This is a genomic window from Paenibacillus montanisoli (assembly GCF_003268025.1).
GTDB lineage: Bacteria > Bacillota > Bacilli > Paenibacillales > Paenibacillaceae > Paenibacillus_Z > Paenibacillus_Z montanisoli.
Map to the genome: position 1 here is coordinate 651,926 of NZ_QLUW01000004.1, position 15,473 is coordinate 667,398.

General features: G+C 54.0%; 15 protein-coding genes, 6 tRNA genes and 1 rRNA gene. All 22 read right to left on the bottom strand.

Translation table 11 applies throughout. The annotated features are described in order from the left end of the window. Positions 1–195: 195 nt before the first annotated feature. Complete coding sequence (locus DL346_RS22610; protein WP_112884687.1) at positions 196–1,146, bottom strand: ribose-phosphate diphosphokinase; 951 nt, start codon at positions 1,144–1,146, stop codon at positions 196–198. 375 nt (positions 1,147–1,521) lie between these two features. After that, the gene (gene hisIE / locus DL346_RS22615; protein ID WP_112884616.1) at positions 1,522–2,202 is read right to left on the bottom strand and encodes a bifunctional phosphoribosyl-AMP cyclohydrolase/phosphoribosyl-ATP diphosphatase HisIE; all 681 of its coding nucleotides are present in this window, start codon (positions 2,200–2,202) and stop codon (positions 1,522–1,524) included. After that, positions 2,199–2,957 carry an imidazole glycerol phosphate synthase subunit HisF gene (hisF, locus tag DL346_RS22620; protein ID WP_112884617.1) on the bottom strand — a complete coding sequence of 253 codons (759 nt, stop codon included), beginning with the start codon at positions 2,955–2,957 and terminating at the stop codon, positions 2,199–2,201. The genes hisIE and hisF overlap by 4 nt, the downstream gene beginning before the upstream one ends. Positions 2,958–3,002: 45 nt before the next feature. Beyond that, positions 3,003–3,638, bottom strand: coding sequence for an imidazole glycerol phosphate synthase subunit HisH (gene hisH / locus DL346_RS22625; protein WP_112884618.1), 636 nt, complete (start codon positions 3,636–3,638; stop codon positions 3,003–3,005). A 1-nt stretch (position 3,639) separates the two neighbouring features. Further along, positions 3,640–4,239, bottom strand: coding sequence for an imidazoleglycerol-phosphate dehydratase HisB (hisB, locus tag DL346_RS22630; RefSeq protein WP_112884619.1), 600 nt, complete (start codon positions 4,237–4,239; stop codon positions 3,640–3,642). A gap of 59 nt (positions 4,240–4,298) precedes the next feature. Beyond that, on the bottom strand, positions 4,299–5,588 hold the full coding sequence (gene hisD / locus DL346_RS22635; protein WP_112884620.1) for a histidinol dehydrogenase: 1,290 nt from the start codon (positions 5,586–5,588) through the stop codon (positions 4,299–4,301). 76 nt (positions 5,589–5,664) lie between these two features. Beyond that, a complete protein-coding gene (gene hisG / locus DL346_RS22640; protein ID WP_240633359.1) occupies positions 5,665–6,336 on the bottom strand; it encodes an ATP phosphoribosyltransferase in 672 nt (223 codons plus the stop codon). After that, entirely contained in the window at positions 6,333–7,589 is a 1,257-nt protein-coding gene (locus DL346_RS22645) for an ATP phosphoribosyltransferase regulatory subunit (protein ID WP_112884621.1), read from the bottom strand. Before DL346_RS22645 ends, hisG begins: the two co-directional genes overlap by 4 nt. A 201-nt stretch (positions 7,590–7,790) precedes the next feature. Further along, positions 7,791–8,291 (bottom strand): acyltransferase, encoded by a 501-nt coding sequence (locus DL346_RS22650; RefSeq protein ID WP_165822630.1) that lies wholly within the window; start codon positions 8,289–8,291, stop codon positions 7,791–7,793. A 7-nt stretch (positions 8,292–8,298) separates the two neighbouring features. After that, positions 8,299–8,964, bottom strand: a complete 666-nt coding sequence (gene ppaX / locus DL346_RS22655; protein ID WP_112884623.1) for a pyrophosphatase PpaX — start codon at positions 8,962–8,964, stop codon at positions 8,299–8,301. 11 nt (positions 8,965–8,975) lie between these two features. Then, the gene (gene lgt, locus DL346_RS22660) at positions 8,976–10,001 is read right to left on the bottom strand and encodes a prolipoprotein diacylglyceryl transferase (protein WP_112884624.1); all 1,026 of its coding nucleotides are present in this window, start codon (positions 9,999–10,001) and stop codon (positions 8,976–8,978) included. A 44-nt stretch (positions 10,002–10,045) separates the two neighbouring features. Next, entirely contained in the window at positions 10,046–10,984 is a 939-nt protein-coding gene (hprK, locus tag DL346_RS22665) for an HPr(Ser) kinase/phosphatase (RefSeq protein ID WP_112884625.1), read from the bottom strand. 119 nt (positions 10,985–11,103) lie between these two features. Continuing rightward, complete coding sequence (locus DL346_RS22670; protein ID WP_112884626.1) at positions 11,104–12,225, bottom strand: ABC transporter ATP-binding protein; 1,122 nt, start codon at positions 12,223–12,225, stop codon at positions 11,104–11,106. 92 nt (positions 12,226–12,317) lie between these two features. Further along, positions 12,318–13,457 (bottom strand): PucR family transcriptional regulator, encoded by a 1,140-nt coding sequence (locus tag DL346_RS22675; RefSeq protein ID WP_112884627.1) that lies wholly within the window; start codon positions 13,455–13,457, stop codon positions 12,318–12,320. A 76-nt stretch (positions 13,458–13,533) separates the two neighbouring features. Further along, positions 13,534–14,475 carry an MraY family glycosyltransferase gene (locus tag DL346_RS22680; RefSeq protein ID WP_112884628.1) on the bottom strand — a complete coding sequence of 314 codons (942 nt, stop codon included), beginning with the start codon at positions 14,473–14,475 and terminating at the stop codon, positions 13,534–13,536. A 146-nt stretch (positions 14,476–14,621) separates the two neighbouring features. Further along, positions 14,622–14,697: transfer RNA gene (locus DL346_RS22685), tRNA-Lys, on the bottom strand. A 16-nt stretch (positions 14,698–14,713) separates the two neighbouring features. Continuing rightward, positions 14,714–14,798 (bottom strand) — tRNA-Tyr (locus tag DL346_RS22690). Positions 14,799–14,806: 8 nt separating this feature from the next. Next, positions 14,807–14,882, bottom strand: a tRNA-Phe gene (locus DL346_RS22695). A gap of 16 nt (positions 14,883–14,898) precedes the next feature. Further along, positions 14,899–14,975 (bottom strand) — tRNA-Asp (locus tag DL346_RS22700). A gap of 14 nt (positions 14,976–14,989) precedes the next feature. Beyond that, a tRNA-Val gene (locus tag DL346_RS22705) sits at positions 14,990–15,065 on the bottom strand. A gap of 8 nt (positions 15,066–15,073) precedes the next feature. Beyond that, positions 15,074–15,150: transfer RNA gene (locus DL346_RS22710), tRNA-Met, on the bottom strand. Positions 15,151–15,346: 196 nt separating this feature from the next. Next, positions 15,347–15,473, bottom strand: a 23S ribosomal RNA gene (locus DL346_RS22715); the annotation flags it as partial.

The following is a 15,473-nucleotide window of genomic DNA, read 5'->3' on the forward strand; positions in this document are numbered from 1 at the left end:
CCTCCCCGGTACATCAAATATTCTACGATTATACCATAGCGCGGCCTATCCTTACACGAAAGAATATGTGGGAAATCGCGGGCATTCGCCCGCGATTTCGAAGGTTTGCCTAAAGCTAGGCGGTATATGACTAGGGCCTGCCTGTCGAAGTTGCTTTTCGTGCTTACGCACTGACGGCGTCTATCGGACAGTTTCCTAGATGCCGGCATTCTTGAAGAGCGTGCTGATGGAGCCGCCTTCGATAATAATGCGCGTCGTTTCAGCCAGAATCGGGGCTACAGACAAGACTGTAAAGCGGTCGGAATGGTTATCCGGCAGCGCAATCGAGTCCGTGACAATGACTTCTTTAATATTCGGATGGTCCAATCGCTGGAGAGCCGGACCGGAGAAGAGCGGGTGCGTCGCGCACACATAGACGTCTTCAGCGCCGCGTTCTTTCAGGCCTTCCACCACGTTTACGATTGTGGTGCCCGTATCAATCAAGTCCTCGATAATGATCGGTGTCTGTCCTTCAACGTCGCCAATTACGTGCGTAATGATCGATTCGTTGTGCGCCGGACGCTTCTTGATCATGATGGCGAACGGTGCATCCAAGTAGTTGGCAAGTTTCTCTGCCGTCGAGGCACGTCCAGCATCCGGGGATACGACTACAGGGTTCTTAATGTTCTTCGATTTCAAGTAGTCGCTGATCAGATCAAGACCCGTCAGATGATCGACAGGGATGTTGAAGAAGCCCTGGATCGCCGGAGCGTGCAGATCGATCGTGATCACACGGTTTGCACCGACAGTCGTCAGGACGTCCGCCAGCATTTTCGCCGAAATCGGTTCACGCGGAGCTGCCTTGCGCTCCTGGCGCGCATAGCCGTAGTACGGCACGATGATGTTGACGGTACGCGCGGAAGCACGCTTCGCCGCATCGATCATGACAAGCAGCTCGACAAAATGATCGTTGATCGGATGCGAGAACGACTGTACGAGGAAAACGTCGCAGTTCCGGATCGTCTCCTCATAGTGAACGTAAATTTCGCCGCTTTTGAAACGAGACACTTTGATTTTGCCGAGCTCCATACCGAGATTCTCGCAGATCTGCTCGGCAAGTTTGGGATTCGAGGACCCCGAGAAAATACGCAGCTTGTCGCTAAACAACATAATACCCTCCTGAGCGATTAGACCACTTTTTATTTAATCTTACAGAATTCAAAGCCGGTTGACCATAAATTTCCATAAGATCTTAGGAACGAAACTTACGCGCCAATGAAAGATGGCGTCAGCCGTTTCTTCTTGCAATACTGTCATAACAGCGGATGATTCGACACCATTCATTATACATGGAAATCTTCATATTTCAAAAACCGCCCAAATGCGCAAAAAAGCCCATTATTCTCAACTATGTCCCATTCTTTGCAGGTTTCAGGGTCTGATCCGGTTCATCCTTAATTTTGAACATTTTATGGCAAAAACGCCATAGAACCGAGCGCTGGAATCCAGGCTCGGTTACATGTTTGGGCAAGCCGGTTTCGATTACTTCGGCTGCTTCGATTTATTGTGTCGGCGTCCCAACTCGGCCATAACCTCGTCCAAGGACAAGCCGCGTTCGCGCAGGAGCACCATCAGGTGGAAAATCAGATCGCTCGTCTCGCAGCGGAGCTCGTCATTATCCTTGTTCTTCGCTGCGATAATGACTTCCGCCGACTCTTCGCCGACCTTCTTCAGGATTTTGTCAACGCCCTTCTCGAACAGGTACGTCGTGTAAGCTCCTTCCGGACGCTCCGTATAGCGCTGCGCAATAACGGCCTCTAGCTGGTTCAGCATCGCGAACCGTTCACTCGAAAGCGCAGGTGCGCTGCCGTCCGTCCCAGCCACGCCTGCCACTTCGTTCGTGAAGCAGCTGTACGTCCCGTTATGGCAGGCCGGCCCCTTCTGCTCGACGCGAAGCAGCAGCGTATCTCCGTCGCAGTCATAGTGCATCGACACGATTCGCTGCGTATGGCCGCTGGTTGCCCCTTTATGCCACAGCTCGTTTCGCGAGCGGCTCCAGAACCAGGTCTCGCCCGATTCGATAGAACGGGACAGCGACTCCTCGTTCATGTACGCCATCATGAGCACTTCTTTGCTATTCGCATCCTGAACGATGGCCGAAACAAGGCCCGCCTCGTCCCATTTGATCGCCGCGGCAACCGTTTCTTGTTTCCCCAAACTCATCTAATCTCGACTCCTTTCAGCCGCAAGTCATTCTTCACATCGCGGATCGTCAATTCTTTGTAATGGAAAATCGTTGCCGCAAGACCCGCATCCGCATGACCCTGCTGAAAAACGTCATAGAAATGCTCGACTCTTCCGGCGCCGCCGGAGGCGATTACCGGAATCGACAGCGATTGCGAAACGGCCTTGGTCAATTTGATGTCGAAACCATCCTTCGTTCCGTCCGCATCCATGCTCGTCAGCAAAATTTCGCCGGCGCCCATCGACTCGACTTCCTTCGCCCAAGCCAGCGCCTTGATGCCGGTCGCCGTACGGCCGCCATGCGTGTATACTTCCCACTCGCCCCATTCCGGGTTAAACTTCGCATCGATCGCAACGACGATGCATTGCGAGCCGAACTTGCGAGCGCCGTCCTTAACGAGCGACGGGTTCTTGACAGCAGCCGTGTTGATGCCGATCTTATCCGCGCCTGCGCGGAGCAGCCGCTTCATATCGTCGACGTGAGAGATCCCTCCGCCAACCGTGAACGGGATCGTGATCTCGCCGGCCGTCCGTTTAACCACCTCGATCATCGTCGCCCGTCCTTCAACCGAAGCGGATATGTCCAGAAACACAAGCTCGTCCGCGCCTTCCTTATCGTAGATCGCCGCAAGCTCCACCGGATCGCCCGCATCGCGCAAATTGACGAAGTTGACCCCTTTGACCACGCGTCCGTCCTTGACGTCCAGACATGGAATAATACGTTTCGCCAGCATCCGTAATGCCGCCTCCCTTCCAGCTCGTTATGGTAAGGATGCGCGCTACTTTGCCGCGTTAGCGGCCACCTTCACGCGCGAATCCGTCAGTGCGAGAAAATTTCGCAGCAGGCTCATGCCGAGCTCGCCGCTCTTCTCCGGGTGAAACTGCATGCCATATACGTTGCCTCGGCCGACGATTGCCGTTACCGGGCCGTTATAGTCCGTCACCGCAAGCAGGTCCTCCGTACGCTCAGGCTTGGCATGGAAGGAATGCACGAAGTACACATGCCCTTCCTCCAGCCCGACAAACAGCGGGCTTTCCTGCTTGAACGCCAGCTTGTTCCACCCCATGTGCGGCACCTTGAAATTGCCTTGGAAGCGGATCACCTTTCCCGGCAGCAGCCCTAGCCCTTGATGCTGGCCGTACTCCTCGCTCTCGCTAAACAGGAGCTGCATGCCGAGACAAATGCCGAGCAGCGGCTTGCCGGAAGCGGCATAGAAGCGCGTCACTTCTTCAAGGCCGGTGTTGCGCAGGTTCTGCATCGCATCGCCGAAGGCGCCGACACCCGGCAAAATCGCACCGTCCGCGTCCATGATTTCTTTCGCATCCGCCGTAATGACCGCCTCATACCCGAGACGCTCCACGGCCTTGCTGACGCTGTGCAGATTGCCCATGCCGTAATCGATGATCGCGATCATCCTACAGCACTCCTTTCGTCGAAGGCACTCCTTGCACACGCGGGTCGATGCTCGTCGCTTCATCCAGCGCACGGCCCAGCGCCTTGAATACCGCCTCGATCATATGGTGCGTATTCAAGCCGTAATGAACGATCACATGCAGATTCATGCGCGCTTCAAGCGCCAATTTCCATAGAAACTCGTGTACCAGCTCCACTTGGAAGCTGCCCACTTGCTGGGACGGATATTGCGCGCGGTATTCAAAGGCCGGCCGGTTGCTCAGGTCAATGATAACCTGCGCCAGCGCATCGTCCATCGGCACGAACACCGAAGCGTAGCGCTTAACGCCGCGCTTGTCGCCAAGTGCTTCTCGCAGCGTTTGGCCAAGGCAAATCCCGATATCTTCAACGGTATGGTGATCGTCGATGTCCACGTCGCCGCGAGCTTCCAACGTAAGGTCGAATTGACCGTGCTTCGTGAACAGGTCCAGCATGTGATTCAAGAACGGCACATCGGTATCGATCTTGGAAATGCCGCTACCGTCGATACCGAAAGCCAGCTTAATGTCCGTTTCGTTCGTTTTGCGCGCCACGTCGGCTGCGCGAATGATGCTCTCTGCCATCTAACATCCTTCTTTCCGCTTAACCCGATTTTTATAAGATCGGCCTTGCAAGCCGGACGCTAGTTGCCGCGTTCCCGCTCCAGCCGGATTTCAATCGCTCTGGCGTGCGCTTCCAAGCCTTCGTGGCGGGCAAGCGTCATGATATTGTCGCCATTGGCGAACAACGCATCTCTGCTGTAGTAAATCAGGCTCGACTTCTTCACGAAGTCGTCCACGTTCACCGGGGAGGAGAAACGCGCCGTTCCGTTCGTCGGCAAAATATGATTCGGACCGGCGTAATAATCGCCGACCGGCTCGGAGCTGTACGGGCCGACGAAGATCGCGCCCGCGTTTTCGATCCGTCCGAGCAGCGCCATCGGCTCCGCCGTCATAATCTCCAAATGCTCCGGCGCCATGCGATTTACCGCGTCGATCGCTTCCGTCATCGTCTCGGCGATCAGAATCGCGCCGTAGCCGTCAATGGATTGCCGTGCCGTGCCTTCGCGCGGCAGCAGCGCCAGCTGGCGCTCCACCTCGGCCGCGACCGCATCGCCCAGCGTCTCCGAGGTCGTCACGAGAATCGCGGAGGCCATCTCGTCGTGCTCGGCCTGCGATAGAAGATCCGCGGCTACATAAGCCGGATCTGCCGTCTCGTCGGCCAAGACGACGATTTCGCTCGGCCCCGCGATGCTGTCGATGGCCACTACGCCATAGACGGCACGCTTCGCGAGCGCAACATAGATGTTCCCGGGGCCGCAAATCTTATCGACCGGCGGTATCGTCGCCGTGCCATAGGCCAATGCGGCCACCGCCTGGGCGCCGCCGACGCGGTACATTTCCTTCACGCCCGCTTCCGCAGCGGCAACCAGGATGTACGGGTCGATCCCCTCTTTGCCGCCCGTTGCCGGCGGCGTTACCATTACGATTTCCGGTACGCCCGCGACTTGGGCCGGAATGACATTCATCAGCACCGAGGACGGATACGCTGCTTTCCCGCCCGGAACATAGACGCCTACGCGCTTAAGCGGCCGCATCAGCTGGCCAAGCATCGTGCCGTCCGGCTGCACGTCAACCCATGATTGGCGCAGCTGCTTCTCATGGAATTTCCGAATGTTGTCCGCCGCCTCGCGGATTGCGGTCAGAAAGCCGGCGTCGACCCGGTCGTACGCTGCCTGAATCTCGCTCTCCGTCACTCGCAGGCCGGAAGCCTCCAGCTTCACGCGGTCATGCTGCTCCGTAAAGCGCAAGAGCGCCGCATCTCCTTCGGTCCGTACCGCCTCAACAATGTGGCGGACCGATTCATTTTGCTCCGGTGAACCGTAATCCACCTTGCGCGTTAATCCAAACTGCTCCGCTCGCAGCTTCCGCATACCGTTCCCGCTCCTTCCGTATCCTCAAAGCCGCCGAATCAGAGCTCATGCTCCTCATCCTCGGCCGGCCGTCGATCTATACGCCCGCTTTGGCCCCAATGGCCTGCTGCAGCTTATCGCATAAGCTCTGAATCGCATCGTTCTTCATCCGGTAGCTCACCCGGTTCGCAATCAAACGGCTAGTAATGCCGAAGATCGTCTCCATCTCGACCAGGCCGTTCTCGCGCAGCGTCTGGCCGGTCTCCACCATGTCGACAATCCGGTCGGCAAGGCCGATCAGCGGCGCAAGTTCGATGGAGCCGTTCAGCTTGATCACCTCAACCTGCTGTCCTAGCTCGCGAAAATATTGCGAAGCCACATTCGGATACTTCGTCGCCACGCGCGGATGAATGACCGGCTTCCATTCCGGCAGTCCGATTACGGACATGCGGCATTTGGCGATGCCAAGATCAAGAAGCTCATAGACGTCCTTGTTTTCTTCCATCAGCACATCCTTGCCGACGATGCCGATATCGGCTACGCCGTATTCCACATAGGTCGGAACGTCAACGGGCTTGGCCATGATGAATGACATGCCCGCTTCCGGCAGCTCGATAATGAGCTTGCGCGTATCGTCAAAGTCGCTCGGGATCGGCACGCCCGCTTCCCGGAACAGCTTCGACGCCACTTTATAAATGCGCCCCTTCGGCATCGCGACCTTCAACAGCTCGCGTCCCGATGCATCGCCGGCGCTATTCATCATGCTCATTCCGCATTCCCTCCCAGTCCGCCGCCGAAGAACGTCAGCAGCCTCGTAAACGTAACACCTTTATAGATCAGCTGACCGCCTGAAGATTCCAATGCCGCGGCGATCGCATGCTCTTGAACGTCTTCGCCGTCCATCTTCTCCGTCACGACGATCACGGATTCGCCGCCCGCGCCTACTGCTTCCCGCAGCTCGCGCGCCTTCTTCAGTGCCGCAGCGCGGCCTTCCGAGTCATAGCCGATCAGCACGCGCTCCGCTTTCGCATCCGTGGCGCTGTCCCCGATCAGCTCGAGAATGCGCGTCGTCTTCAGCGCGAAGCCTGTCGCCGGGGCCGGTCGGCCAAACTGCTTCAGCAGATTGTCGTAGCGGCCGCCGCTCGCAACCGGAAAGCCTAGATCGGCTGCGTAGCCCTCGAACGTCATGCCGGTATAATATTTAAAATCGCCAATCATCGTCAAATCAATCAGAACATGCTCGCAGACGCCGTACGCCTCCAGCACGTCATACATCTCGCATAGATGCTGGATGGAGGCCTGCGCTGTCCGGTCTAGGCTAAGCGCCATCGCCTGACTGCAAATCTCCTGCCCGCCGCGCAAACGCGTAATGCCTTCCAGCTCGCTGCGCACCGGCTCCGTCAGCGTCAGCTTCCGCAGGCAATCGCGGTAGCCGACGTAATCACGGCCCAGCAAATACGCCTTCAGCTCTTCTTGGGCTTCCGTCTGGCCCGGCAGCGCCTCTTCGAAGAGGCCGTTCAAGAAGCCGACATGGCCGATCGCAATCTTGAAGCGGCTGACGCCTGCCGCCTTAAGCGATGCGATCGCAAGCGCCACAACCTCGGCATCCGCCTCAGCCGATGCATCTCCGACGAGCTCAACGCCCGTTTGGAAAAACTCGGCCTCACGGCCCGCTTCCTCTTCAATCGCGCGGAACACATTGGAATGATAGGACAACCGCAACGGGAACTGGGCATCCTTAAGCACGGAAGAAACGACGCGCGCGATCGGCGCCGTCATATCGGAACGCAGCACGAGCGTCGTACCGCGGTTATTCAACAGCTTAAATAGCTTCTGGTCGGAAGTAGAGCTCGCCACGCCGACCGTATCGTAATATTCCATCGTAGGCGTCATGATTTGCTCATAGCCCCACGAGCTCATGCAGGCCAGTACTTGATTTTCGATTTGCCTCAGCTTCGATACCGCATGCGGCAAATAATCTTTCACGCCAATCGGCTTCTCAAAAACCTTCGGTTTCGACATCTATTATCACCCACAACACTTTAGTTAGTTAACGTGTTACCATATTACCATACTGCCAAAATAAAGGATTAGTCGTTATGATACCATGCGACCCTCAATTCGTCAATATCATTGCCAGCGATATCCGCCTATCCGTCAGTACCGATCCATACAGAAAAAACGGGGAGCAGCGCTCTCCGTTTACGACTTGCAGGTTGTGCATTATGTATGTCGCCTCTGCTCTCCGCTTCGTATCTCTACAAGCGGATTGCCGCCGACAAAGGCCCCCGCCGGCACATCCTTATGCACGACCGATCCGGCCGCGACAACCGCTCCGTCGCCGATAACAACGCCGGGCAGGATCGTCGTATTGGCGCCGATCATCACATTCGAGCCGATTCGAACTTGACCCAACCGATACTCATTAATGAGATACTCATGCGTCAGAATCGTCGTGTTATAGCCGATGATCGAATTATCCCCTACGCTGATCCTCTCCGGAAAGCACAGGTCCACCATCGCCATGAGTGCAAAAGCGCAGTGGCGCCCTACCTTCATGCCGAGCACATGCCGGTAAATCCAATTTTTTACCGGCAAGGACGGACAGTAGCGCGCCACCTGAATGAAGATAAAGTTCCGAACAACCTTCCAGAAGCTGACGGTACGGTACATTTGCCACAGGGCATTGGGCCCTTCAACAGGATAACGCTCTACGTTTCTCAAGGAAGTTCTACTCCAATCCGATGAATGCGTACAAGTCGCGCATGTCATGGATAATATGACGCGCGCCGCTTTCCTTCAGCTTCTCTTCGCCTTTGAGCGACCAAGCGACACCGACGGAGATGACGCCGGCCGCTTCGGCGGCTTCGATATCGACGCCGCTGTCGCCAACCATCATCGTTGTGGCAGGATCCGCACCTAGAACATCAAGCGCTTTAAGCACCGGCTCTGGATGCGGCTTCGGATGCTCGACATCCTCGATCGTCACGATGGCACCCGGCTCCACGTAGTCGAACAAACCGACAAAACGCAGCCCTCGTTCGGTCGTGAGCCGCATTTTGGTCGTTACGACTCCGATCCGGATGCCCGCTTCATGCAGCCGCTTGAACACCTCAACCACCTGCGGGAAAGCCGTTACGTAGTCGTCATGCAGCTTCAAATTGATCTCGCGGTAAGCCGCGACAAGGTCCGCAACATCCTCGCGTCCCGAGAATTGCTGCATCTGCATCGTAAGCGGCTGTCCCATGCTTGGAATAATATGCTCGCGGTTAAAATCCGGGGGCACGATTCCTTTCAGTGCATGCATGAACGACTGAATAATCAGCTCGTTCGTGTCCATGATCGTACCGTCCAAATCAAACAACATCGTCTTCACCGTAGTAGTTGTTGCTGTCATGCGGTTGTTGATTACTCCTTTATCGTCGATTCTCCTTGATCGCCGCCCGCTTCCTCTTTCAAATCGGCGCGCCGCGCAGCCGGCTTGTCTTTACTCTCAGGCATTTCGCCCGCTGGCAAACCTGTTTTGTAGTTGATGATCGGGTCGCTGTAACGCGCAGATGCTGCCCCGGTCGTGCGGCGTCCGATAATCATCGCAACTGCGGCAATAACCAGCAGCACGGCAATCAGCTGTGAGATCCTAATGTTACCTTCGGCAGGGTTCAAATAACCTTGCTCAAAAATAAGCTTCATTGGCGACCAAAGGGCATCCATGATGGAAGCAGCCCATGCTGCGCCGTGGAATGCCAGGCTGTCCGTTCTCAGGCCCTCAATAAAGAAGCGGCCGACAGAATACCAGATGAAGTATGTCATTAACACTTCACCTGCGCGGATAAAGTGACGACGGCGGATGACAAACAGCACTATTAGGCCGAGCAGGTTCCATATCGATTCATAAAGGAATGTCGGATGATAAAATACACCGTCGATATTCATATTCGTTACAATCCAATCCGGCAGATGGAGCGAGTTTCGCAAGAAACTCTCTTCTACAGGACCGCCGTGCGCCTCCTGGTTGACGAAGTTGCCCCAACGCCCGATCATTTGGCCGGCAATCAGCGAAGGCGCACAGATGTCGGCAATTCTCCAGAAGCTGTACCCTTTATAACGAAAATAGATAATGCCGCAAATGAAAGCACCGATCAGCGCTCCATAGATCGCAATACCGCCGTTCCAAATTTTAAATACGTCTAGCAGGTTGTTCTTATATTCATCCCATTTAAACGCGACAAAATATAGCCGCGCTCCAATAATCGCCGACGGTACTCCCAGCAGCAGCAGATCCATGAAGAAGTCCGGCGACAGGCCGAATCGTTTCCCCTCGCGAACCGCGAGCAGCAGGCCGACCAGCGCAGCCGTTCCTAGAATGATGCCGTACCAATGTACACTAATCGGGCCTAGCGAAAAAGCAATCGGGTCTAATCGTAATCCATTCATGCGTTCAGACTCCTTCTCTCATATTCTTCTTCATCATGAATCGATCAATCGAAATCGTCGGTATCTTCGGCAATGGTCTCCGTCAGCTTGTTCGTAAACTGAAGCGCTGCATTATAACCCATCCGCTTCAATCTGAAATTCATCGCCGCCACTTCGATTATGACCGCCAAGTTTCGGCCCGGGCGAACCGGCACCGTTACGATCGGCACATCGGTATCAATAATGCGGGTCGTTTCCTCATCCAGACCAAGACGGTCATACTGCTTGTCCGCCTGCCAATTTTCCAATTTAATGACGACGCTGATTTTCTTCACGTTTCGGACTGCACCAGCGCCGAACAAGGTCATTACGTTAATGATGCCAAGACCGCGAATTTCGAGTAAATGCCGGATAAGTTCAGGGGCCGTTCCAAACAGCTGTCCGTCGGACGTTTGGCGAATTTCCACAGCATCGTCCGCTATGAGACGGTGACTCCGTTTGACTAGCTCAAGAGCCGTTTCGCTTTTACCGATGCCGCTTCCGCCCGTAATCAGCATCCCCACGCCATATACGTCAACGAGTACACCGTGAATGGTTGCGGAAGGCGCAAGCTTTCGTTCCAGGAAGTTCGTAATACGGCTAATGAAGATCGTGGTCGCCGCATTGCTGCGCAGCACCGGAATTTGCTTCGCATTCGACTGCTCCAACAGCTCGGCAGGCGCCTCCATACCACGCGTGATGATAAAGCATGGCGTTTCTTCATCGCACAGCCGTTCCATCCTGTCAATGCGCTCCTGCTTGCTCAGTGTATCCATGAACGTAATCTCGGTTCTGCCGAGAACTTGTACGCGTTCCTTCGGATAGTAGTCGAAGTAACCTGCTACCTCAAGTCCGGGACGTGATAAGTCGTCGGTCGTGATGCTGCGGCGGAGTCCGTCTTCACCGCTTAATATCTCTAGTTGAAACTGACTAACCAGCTCGGACACTTTCACTTTCTTAGCCACCAAATCGGCCTCCTCAACATCGGAAAATAAACCAGATAACGCTATCGTATCGAAAAAAACAAATAAAAACAACCGCCCGAGCAATCGGACGGTTGTTAGGAAAGGCTTAGCGCCTAATCTTATACTTCAAATACGTTCAGTTCGGACTCTTTGTCGAAGACATGAACTTTGTTCATATCGAACGCGAGCTTCACGTTTGTACCTTCTTTAACACCGGAGCGGCCGTCAACACGGGCGATAACTGTGTCTTTGCCAAGACCGTTCAGGTAGAGGAACATTTCGTGACCAAGGTTCTCAGCAACTTCAACGTGAGCGTTCACGATTGTTTGCGGGGAAGCCTCGTGGAATACTGGCTCTTCGTGCAGATCTTCAGGACGGATACCAAGGATGATCTCTTTGCCGATCAGGCCTTTTTCACGCAGTTGTTGCGCTTTGCCGTCTGGAACAAGAACGTCGATGCCCGTTGCTTTGAAACGAACGGAACCGCCAGCTTCGTTCAGCGTACCTGTGATGAAGTTCATCGAAGGAGCGCCGATAAAGCCTGCTACGAAAATGTTAACCGGGTGGTTGTACAGCTCTTCCGGAGAAGCAGCTTGTTGAATGATACCGTCTTTCATTACGACGATACGGTCACCCATTGTCATTGCCTCGATTTGGTCATGCGTTACGTAGATAACAGTTGTTTCAAGACGCTTCGCCAGTTTGGAGATCTCCGCGCGCATTTGGCCACGAAGTTTAGCGTCCAAGTTGGAGAGCGGCTCATCCATCAAGAATACTTGTGGTTCACGAACGATTGCGCGGCCTAGGGCAACACGCTGACGTTGACCACCGGAAAGTGCTTTTGGTTTACGGTCGAGCAAGTGCTCGATATCAAGAATTTTAGCAGCTTCACGAACGCGCTTGTCGATCTCTGCTTTTTTGAATTTACGAAGTTTAAGACCAAACGCCATGTTTTGGTATACGTTCATGTGCGGGTACAACGCGTAGGATTGGAATACCATCGCGATGTCACGATCTTTAGGGGCAACGTCATTTACAAGACGCTCGCCGATGAACAGTTTACCCTCGGAGATCTCCTCCAAGCCTGCGATCATCCGAAGCGTAGTGGACTTACCGCAACCCGATGGACCGACAAGAACCAAAAATTCTTTGTCTTTAATGTCCAAGTTGAAATCTTTAACGGACGCGAGGTCACTACCTGCGTATTTCTTGTAAACATGCTCTAAGCGTACACCAGCCATTGAGTATTTCCCCCTAACGGAATGTTGTCTTTCAATACACTTAGTGTATATCAGCGCTGTCCCAATGACTATGCACATACTTTACAAAAAAATTACGTCCTTTTCGTTACTTTGTACAATAGCAAAATAATTTTGACAAGTACCGCGTCGCGGAACTGCCGTACGTCCAGCTCTGTTTCCTGCTTCAGCTTGTCCAGCCTGTAAAGCAGCGTGTTCCGATGAATGTAGAGCTTCTTCGCCGTTTCGCTTACGTTGCAATCCAGCGAGAAGAAGGTTTCCAGCGTCGTTAATATTTCCGGCTCCAAAAAAGCATCGGTACGTTTTAGCGCCTGTTCAACGAACTTCATCCGATGCAATTCAGGGATCGTGTTAAGCAGCCGCTCCAAGTGAAGCAGCCACGGCAGATGGATGTTCGAGCCAAGATGGAAGGTTCGTCCCAAATGAACTGTTTCGCGAAGCAGCGCCGTAGTGGCGACGAGCGAATTGGCCGGCGAGATCGGCTGCGACACCGCAACGTGGCATTCGCCGATCCATTCGCTTTCGAGCATCGCATGCAGTCCGGTTACGATCGAAGAGAGGCTCTCTTCGACGGACTCTTCTACCTCAGTGTCTCTGTCCTCAAGCTGTGCGTCATTAATAAGCGAAACCGGACCTAGAACAAGCCACTCTTGCTCTTTAAGCGGGATAATGAGAACTTCTTCAGCCAGAAACGTACGCAGCAGCTTTTCAAGCTCGTTATAGCTGGATCGCCCGGATTCGGCCTGTTCGCAGACGAGCATGAACGGAATCATTGAGGAGAACAGCCTGCCCCGCGCGATAAGGCGTTCCGGCAGCGTTTGCATCGGCTCCTGCGAATCCAGCTGCGCATCAATCCAAGCACCAAGCTCCCTGGCATACCGTTCCGATTCGGATACGCCTTCATTGCTCTTCGAGCGCGCCGCCAGCAATTCGGATAGCGTCCAGCTAATCAAGCGCCGTTCCTTATCGCTTAGCTCGCTTCGCTCCACTTCCAGCAGGTCTACCGTATGCGAATGAACTTTCGTTACGAACAAGTCTTTCCCTTCCGCTCCCTGAACGTAATCGCCGATAGCAGGAGCATGGCTTTTGCCTGGATGCAGCGAATCCTTCTTCACGCTGTCTTCAACCAGCATTCTCCAGTCCTGAATCGGCAGTTGAAGTTCTCGGACCGGGCAATCCAGAATAGCTTGTAATTGCGTTATCCACTCACTCATCGGCCTGCCCCTATCCAATCCGCGCATAATAGCGCTTTATATTCTTGGGACATTGTACCATAGATTGGGTCCTTTTTCAGCTTAAGGCAAGAAGCAGCACAATCGACAGCAGCGAAAACAGCGCCGCGATCAAATAGATGAAGGACACCGTTTGAATCTGTGTGAGCCCCCAGCGCATCAGCACATGATGGGTATGCAGCTTGTCCGCCCGGTGCAAGCCTTTGCCGGAAAGCAATCTGCGCAGCATGACGACAGCCGTATCCAGAATCGGCACGCCCAGTGCAAGCAGCGGAACGGCTACTGTGACAAGCGTAGCGCTCTTGAAAGCGCCATCCACTGCAGTTACGGCCAGAGCATAGCCCAGAAATGCGGCACCCGCATCGCCCATGAAAATGCGTGCCGGATAGAAGTTATAGATCAGAAAGGCTAAGCATGCACCGACAAGAATGACGGCAAGAAGCGCCGTTGACGGCTGATTCTTCAGGAGAGCCGTGACAAACAAGGTTAAAGAAGAGAACGTCGCGACTCCTGATGCAAGCCCATCAACCCCATCGATAAAGTTAATCATATTAATAAGGGCAAACACCCAAATTATCGAGCTGATCATTTCAAGCCACGCCGGGAACAGAATCATACCGTGCAGACTGGACAAACCCTCAATCCGAATGCCAAAAAACAATGGCAAAACGGCAGCGGCCAAATAAACCAGCACTCGCGGCCATACCGGAAACTCTACCCCGCCTGCTTTTGCCGCATCATCCATCAATCCGATTACCACAAGCAAGAAGCCGCCGATGCTTATGGTCATACTCAGCGGTGTCGCCCCAAGAAACACAAATAGGGCGATAACAATGCCTATATACAGAGCCGCCCCGCCCATGAGCGGAATCGGCCTGCGGTGGATTTTACGTGCGGACGGTTTATCAACGAATCCCATACGGATGGCGAAAATCCGCAGAATCGGAACAAGTACGACAACGATCCCAAAACAAAGCAGTGCAGCTAATACGTATTTCATCTCTAGTGTATAACCCCCTGAACAGCACCTTTGTTGTTCAGTTTTGCCCGCTGGTTAATGAAATACTCCGTATACAGCCATCTTTAACGATATAAAACAACAAAAAAACCTGCAGGTCCAGGACCTACAGGTTGAATGGGTTCGCATGGTGAGCCATGTAGGACTCGAACCTACGACACCCTGATTAAAAGTCAGGTGCTCTACCAACTGAGCTAATGGCTCTTGCTGTGAAAAGAAATGGTGGAGGATGATGGATTCGAACCACCGAACCTGGAAGGAAGAGATTTACAGTCTCCCGCGTTTGGCCACTTCGCTAATCCTCCATATTAAATGGTGGCTCGGGACGGAATCGAACCGCCGACACGAGGATTTTCAGTCCTCTGCTCTACCAACTGAGCTACCGAGCCTAATGGTGAAGTTAAATGGCGGAGCCGACGGGATTCGAACCCGCGGTCTCCTGCGTGACAGGCAGGCATGTTAGGCCTCTACACCACGGCTCCGCATTTAAAATATATGGTGGAGGCTGACGGGATCGAACCGCCGACCCTCTGCTTGTAAGGCAGATGCTCTCCCAGCTGAGCTAAGCCTCCATATGGTGTGGTAGCGGCGAAGGGACTCGAACCCCCGACCCTCCGGGTATGAACCGAATGCTCTAGCCAGCTGAGCTACACCGCCACACAATGACCTCATAATCTGCTAGTCCATCACGGCTGAGGCAACCGTAAAGGTCAGGTTCAAGCGTCGCCAAACGCTCTGTAAATCACTTGCGAACTCACCGCGCTAGTCGGTTCATTCTTGGCAATTCACACCCTGAAAACTGGATACGAACCTTTGCGAAGGTTTCTTGCTTTAGCTGTTTATTCGAAGTATTTAGGATAAGCCCTCGACCGATTAGTATTCGTCAGCTCCACGCATTGCTGCGCTTCCACCTCGAACCTATCAACCTGGTCGTCTTCCAGGGGTCTTACTAATTGGGAAATCTCATCTTGAGGGGGGCT

Excerpts from the sequence above, each read along its gene's own strand:
- hisIE (WP_112884616.1), bottom strand. The coding sequence starts at position 2,202 with ATGAGTTTGGGGAAACAAGAAACGGTTGCCGCGGCGATCAAATGGGAC.
- hisF (WP_112884617.1), bottom strand. The coding sequence starts at position 2,957 with ATGCTGGCGAAACGTATTATTCCATGTCTGGACGTCAAGGACGGACGC.
- hisH (WP_112884618.1), bottom strand. The coding sequence starts at position 3,638 with ATGATCGCGATCATCGATTACGGCATGGGCAATCTGCACAGCGTCAGC.
- hisB (WP_112884619.1), bottom strand. The coding sequence starts at position 4,239 with ATGGCAGAGAGCATCATTCGCGCAGCCGACGTGGCGCGCAAAACGAAC.
- hisD (WP_112884620.1), bottom strand. The coding sequence starts at position 5,588 with ATGCGGAAGCTGCGAGCGGAGCAGTTTGGATTAACGCGCAAGGTGGAT.
- hisG (WP_240633359.1), bottom strand. The coding sequence starts at position 6,336 with ATGAGCATGATGAATAGCGCCGGCGATGCATCGGGACGCGAGCTGTTG.
- DL346_RS22645 (WP_112884621.1), bottom strand. The coding sequence starts at position 7,589 with ATGTCGAAACCGAAGGTTTTTGAGAAGCCGATTGGCGTGAAAGATTAT.
- ppaX (WP_112884623.1), bottom strand. The coding sequence starts at position 8,964 with ATGACAGCAACAACTACTACGGTGAAGACGATGTTGTTTGATTTGGAC.
- lgt (WP_112884624.1), bottom strand. The coding sequence starts at position 10,001 with ATGAATGGATTACGATTAGACCCGATTGCTTTTTCGCTAGGCCCGATT.
- DL346_RS22670 (WP_112884626.1), bottom strand. The coding sequence starts at position 12,225 with ATGGCTGGTGTACGCTTAGAGCATGTTTACAAGAAATACGCAGGTAGT.
- DL346_RS22675 (WP_112884627.1), bottom strand. The coding sequence starts at position 13,457 with ATGAGTGAGTGGATAACGCAATTACAAGCTATTCTGGATTGCCCGGTC.
- DL346_RS22680 (WP_112884628.1), bottom strand. The coding sequence starts at position 14,475 with ATGAAATACGTATTAGCTGCACTGCTTTGTTTTGGGATCGTTGTCGTA.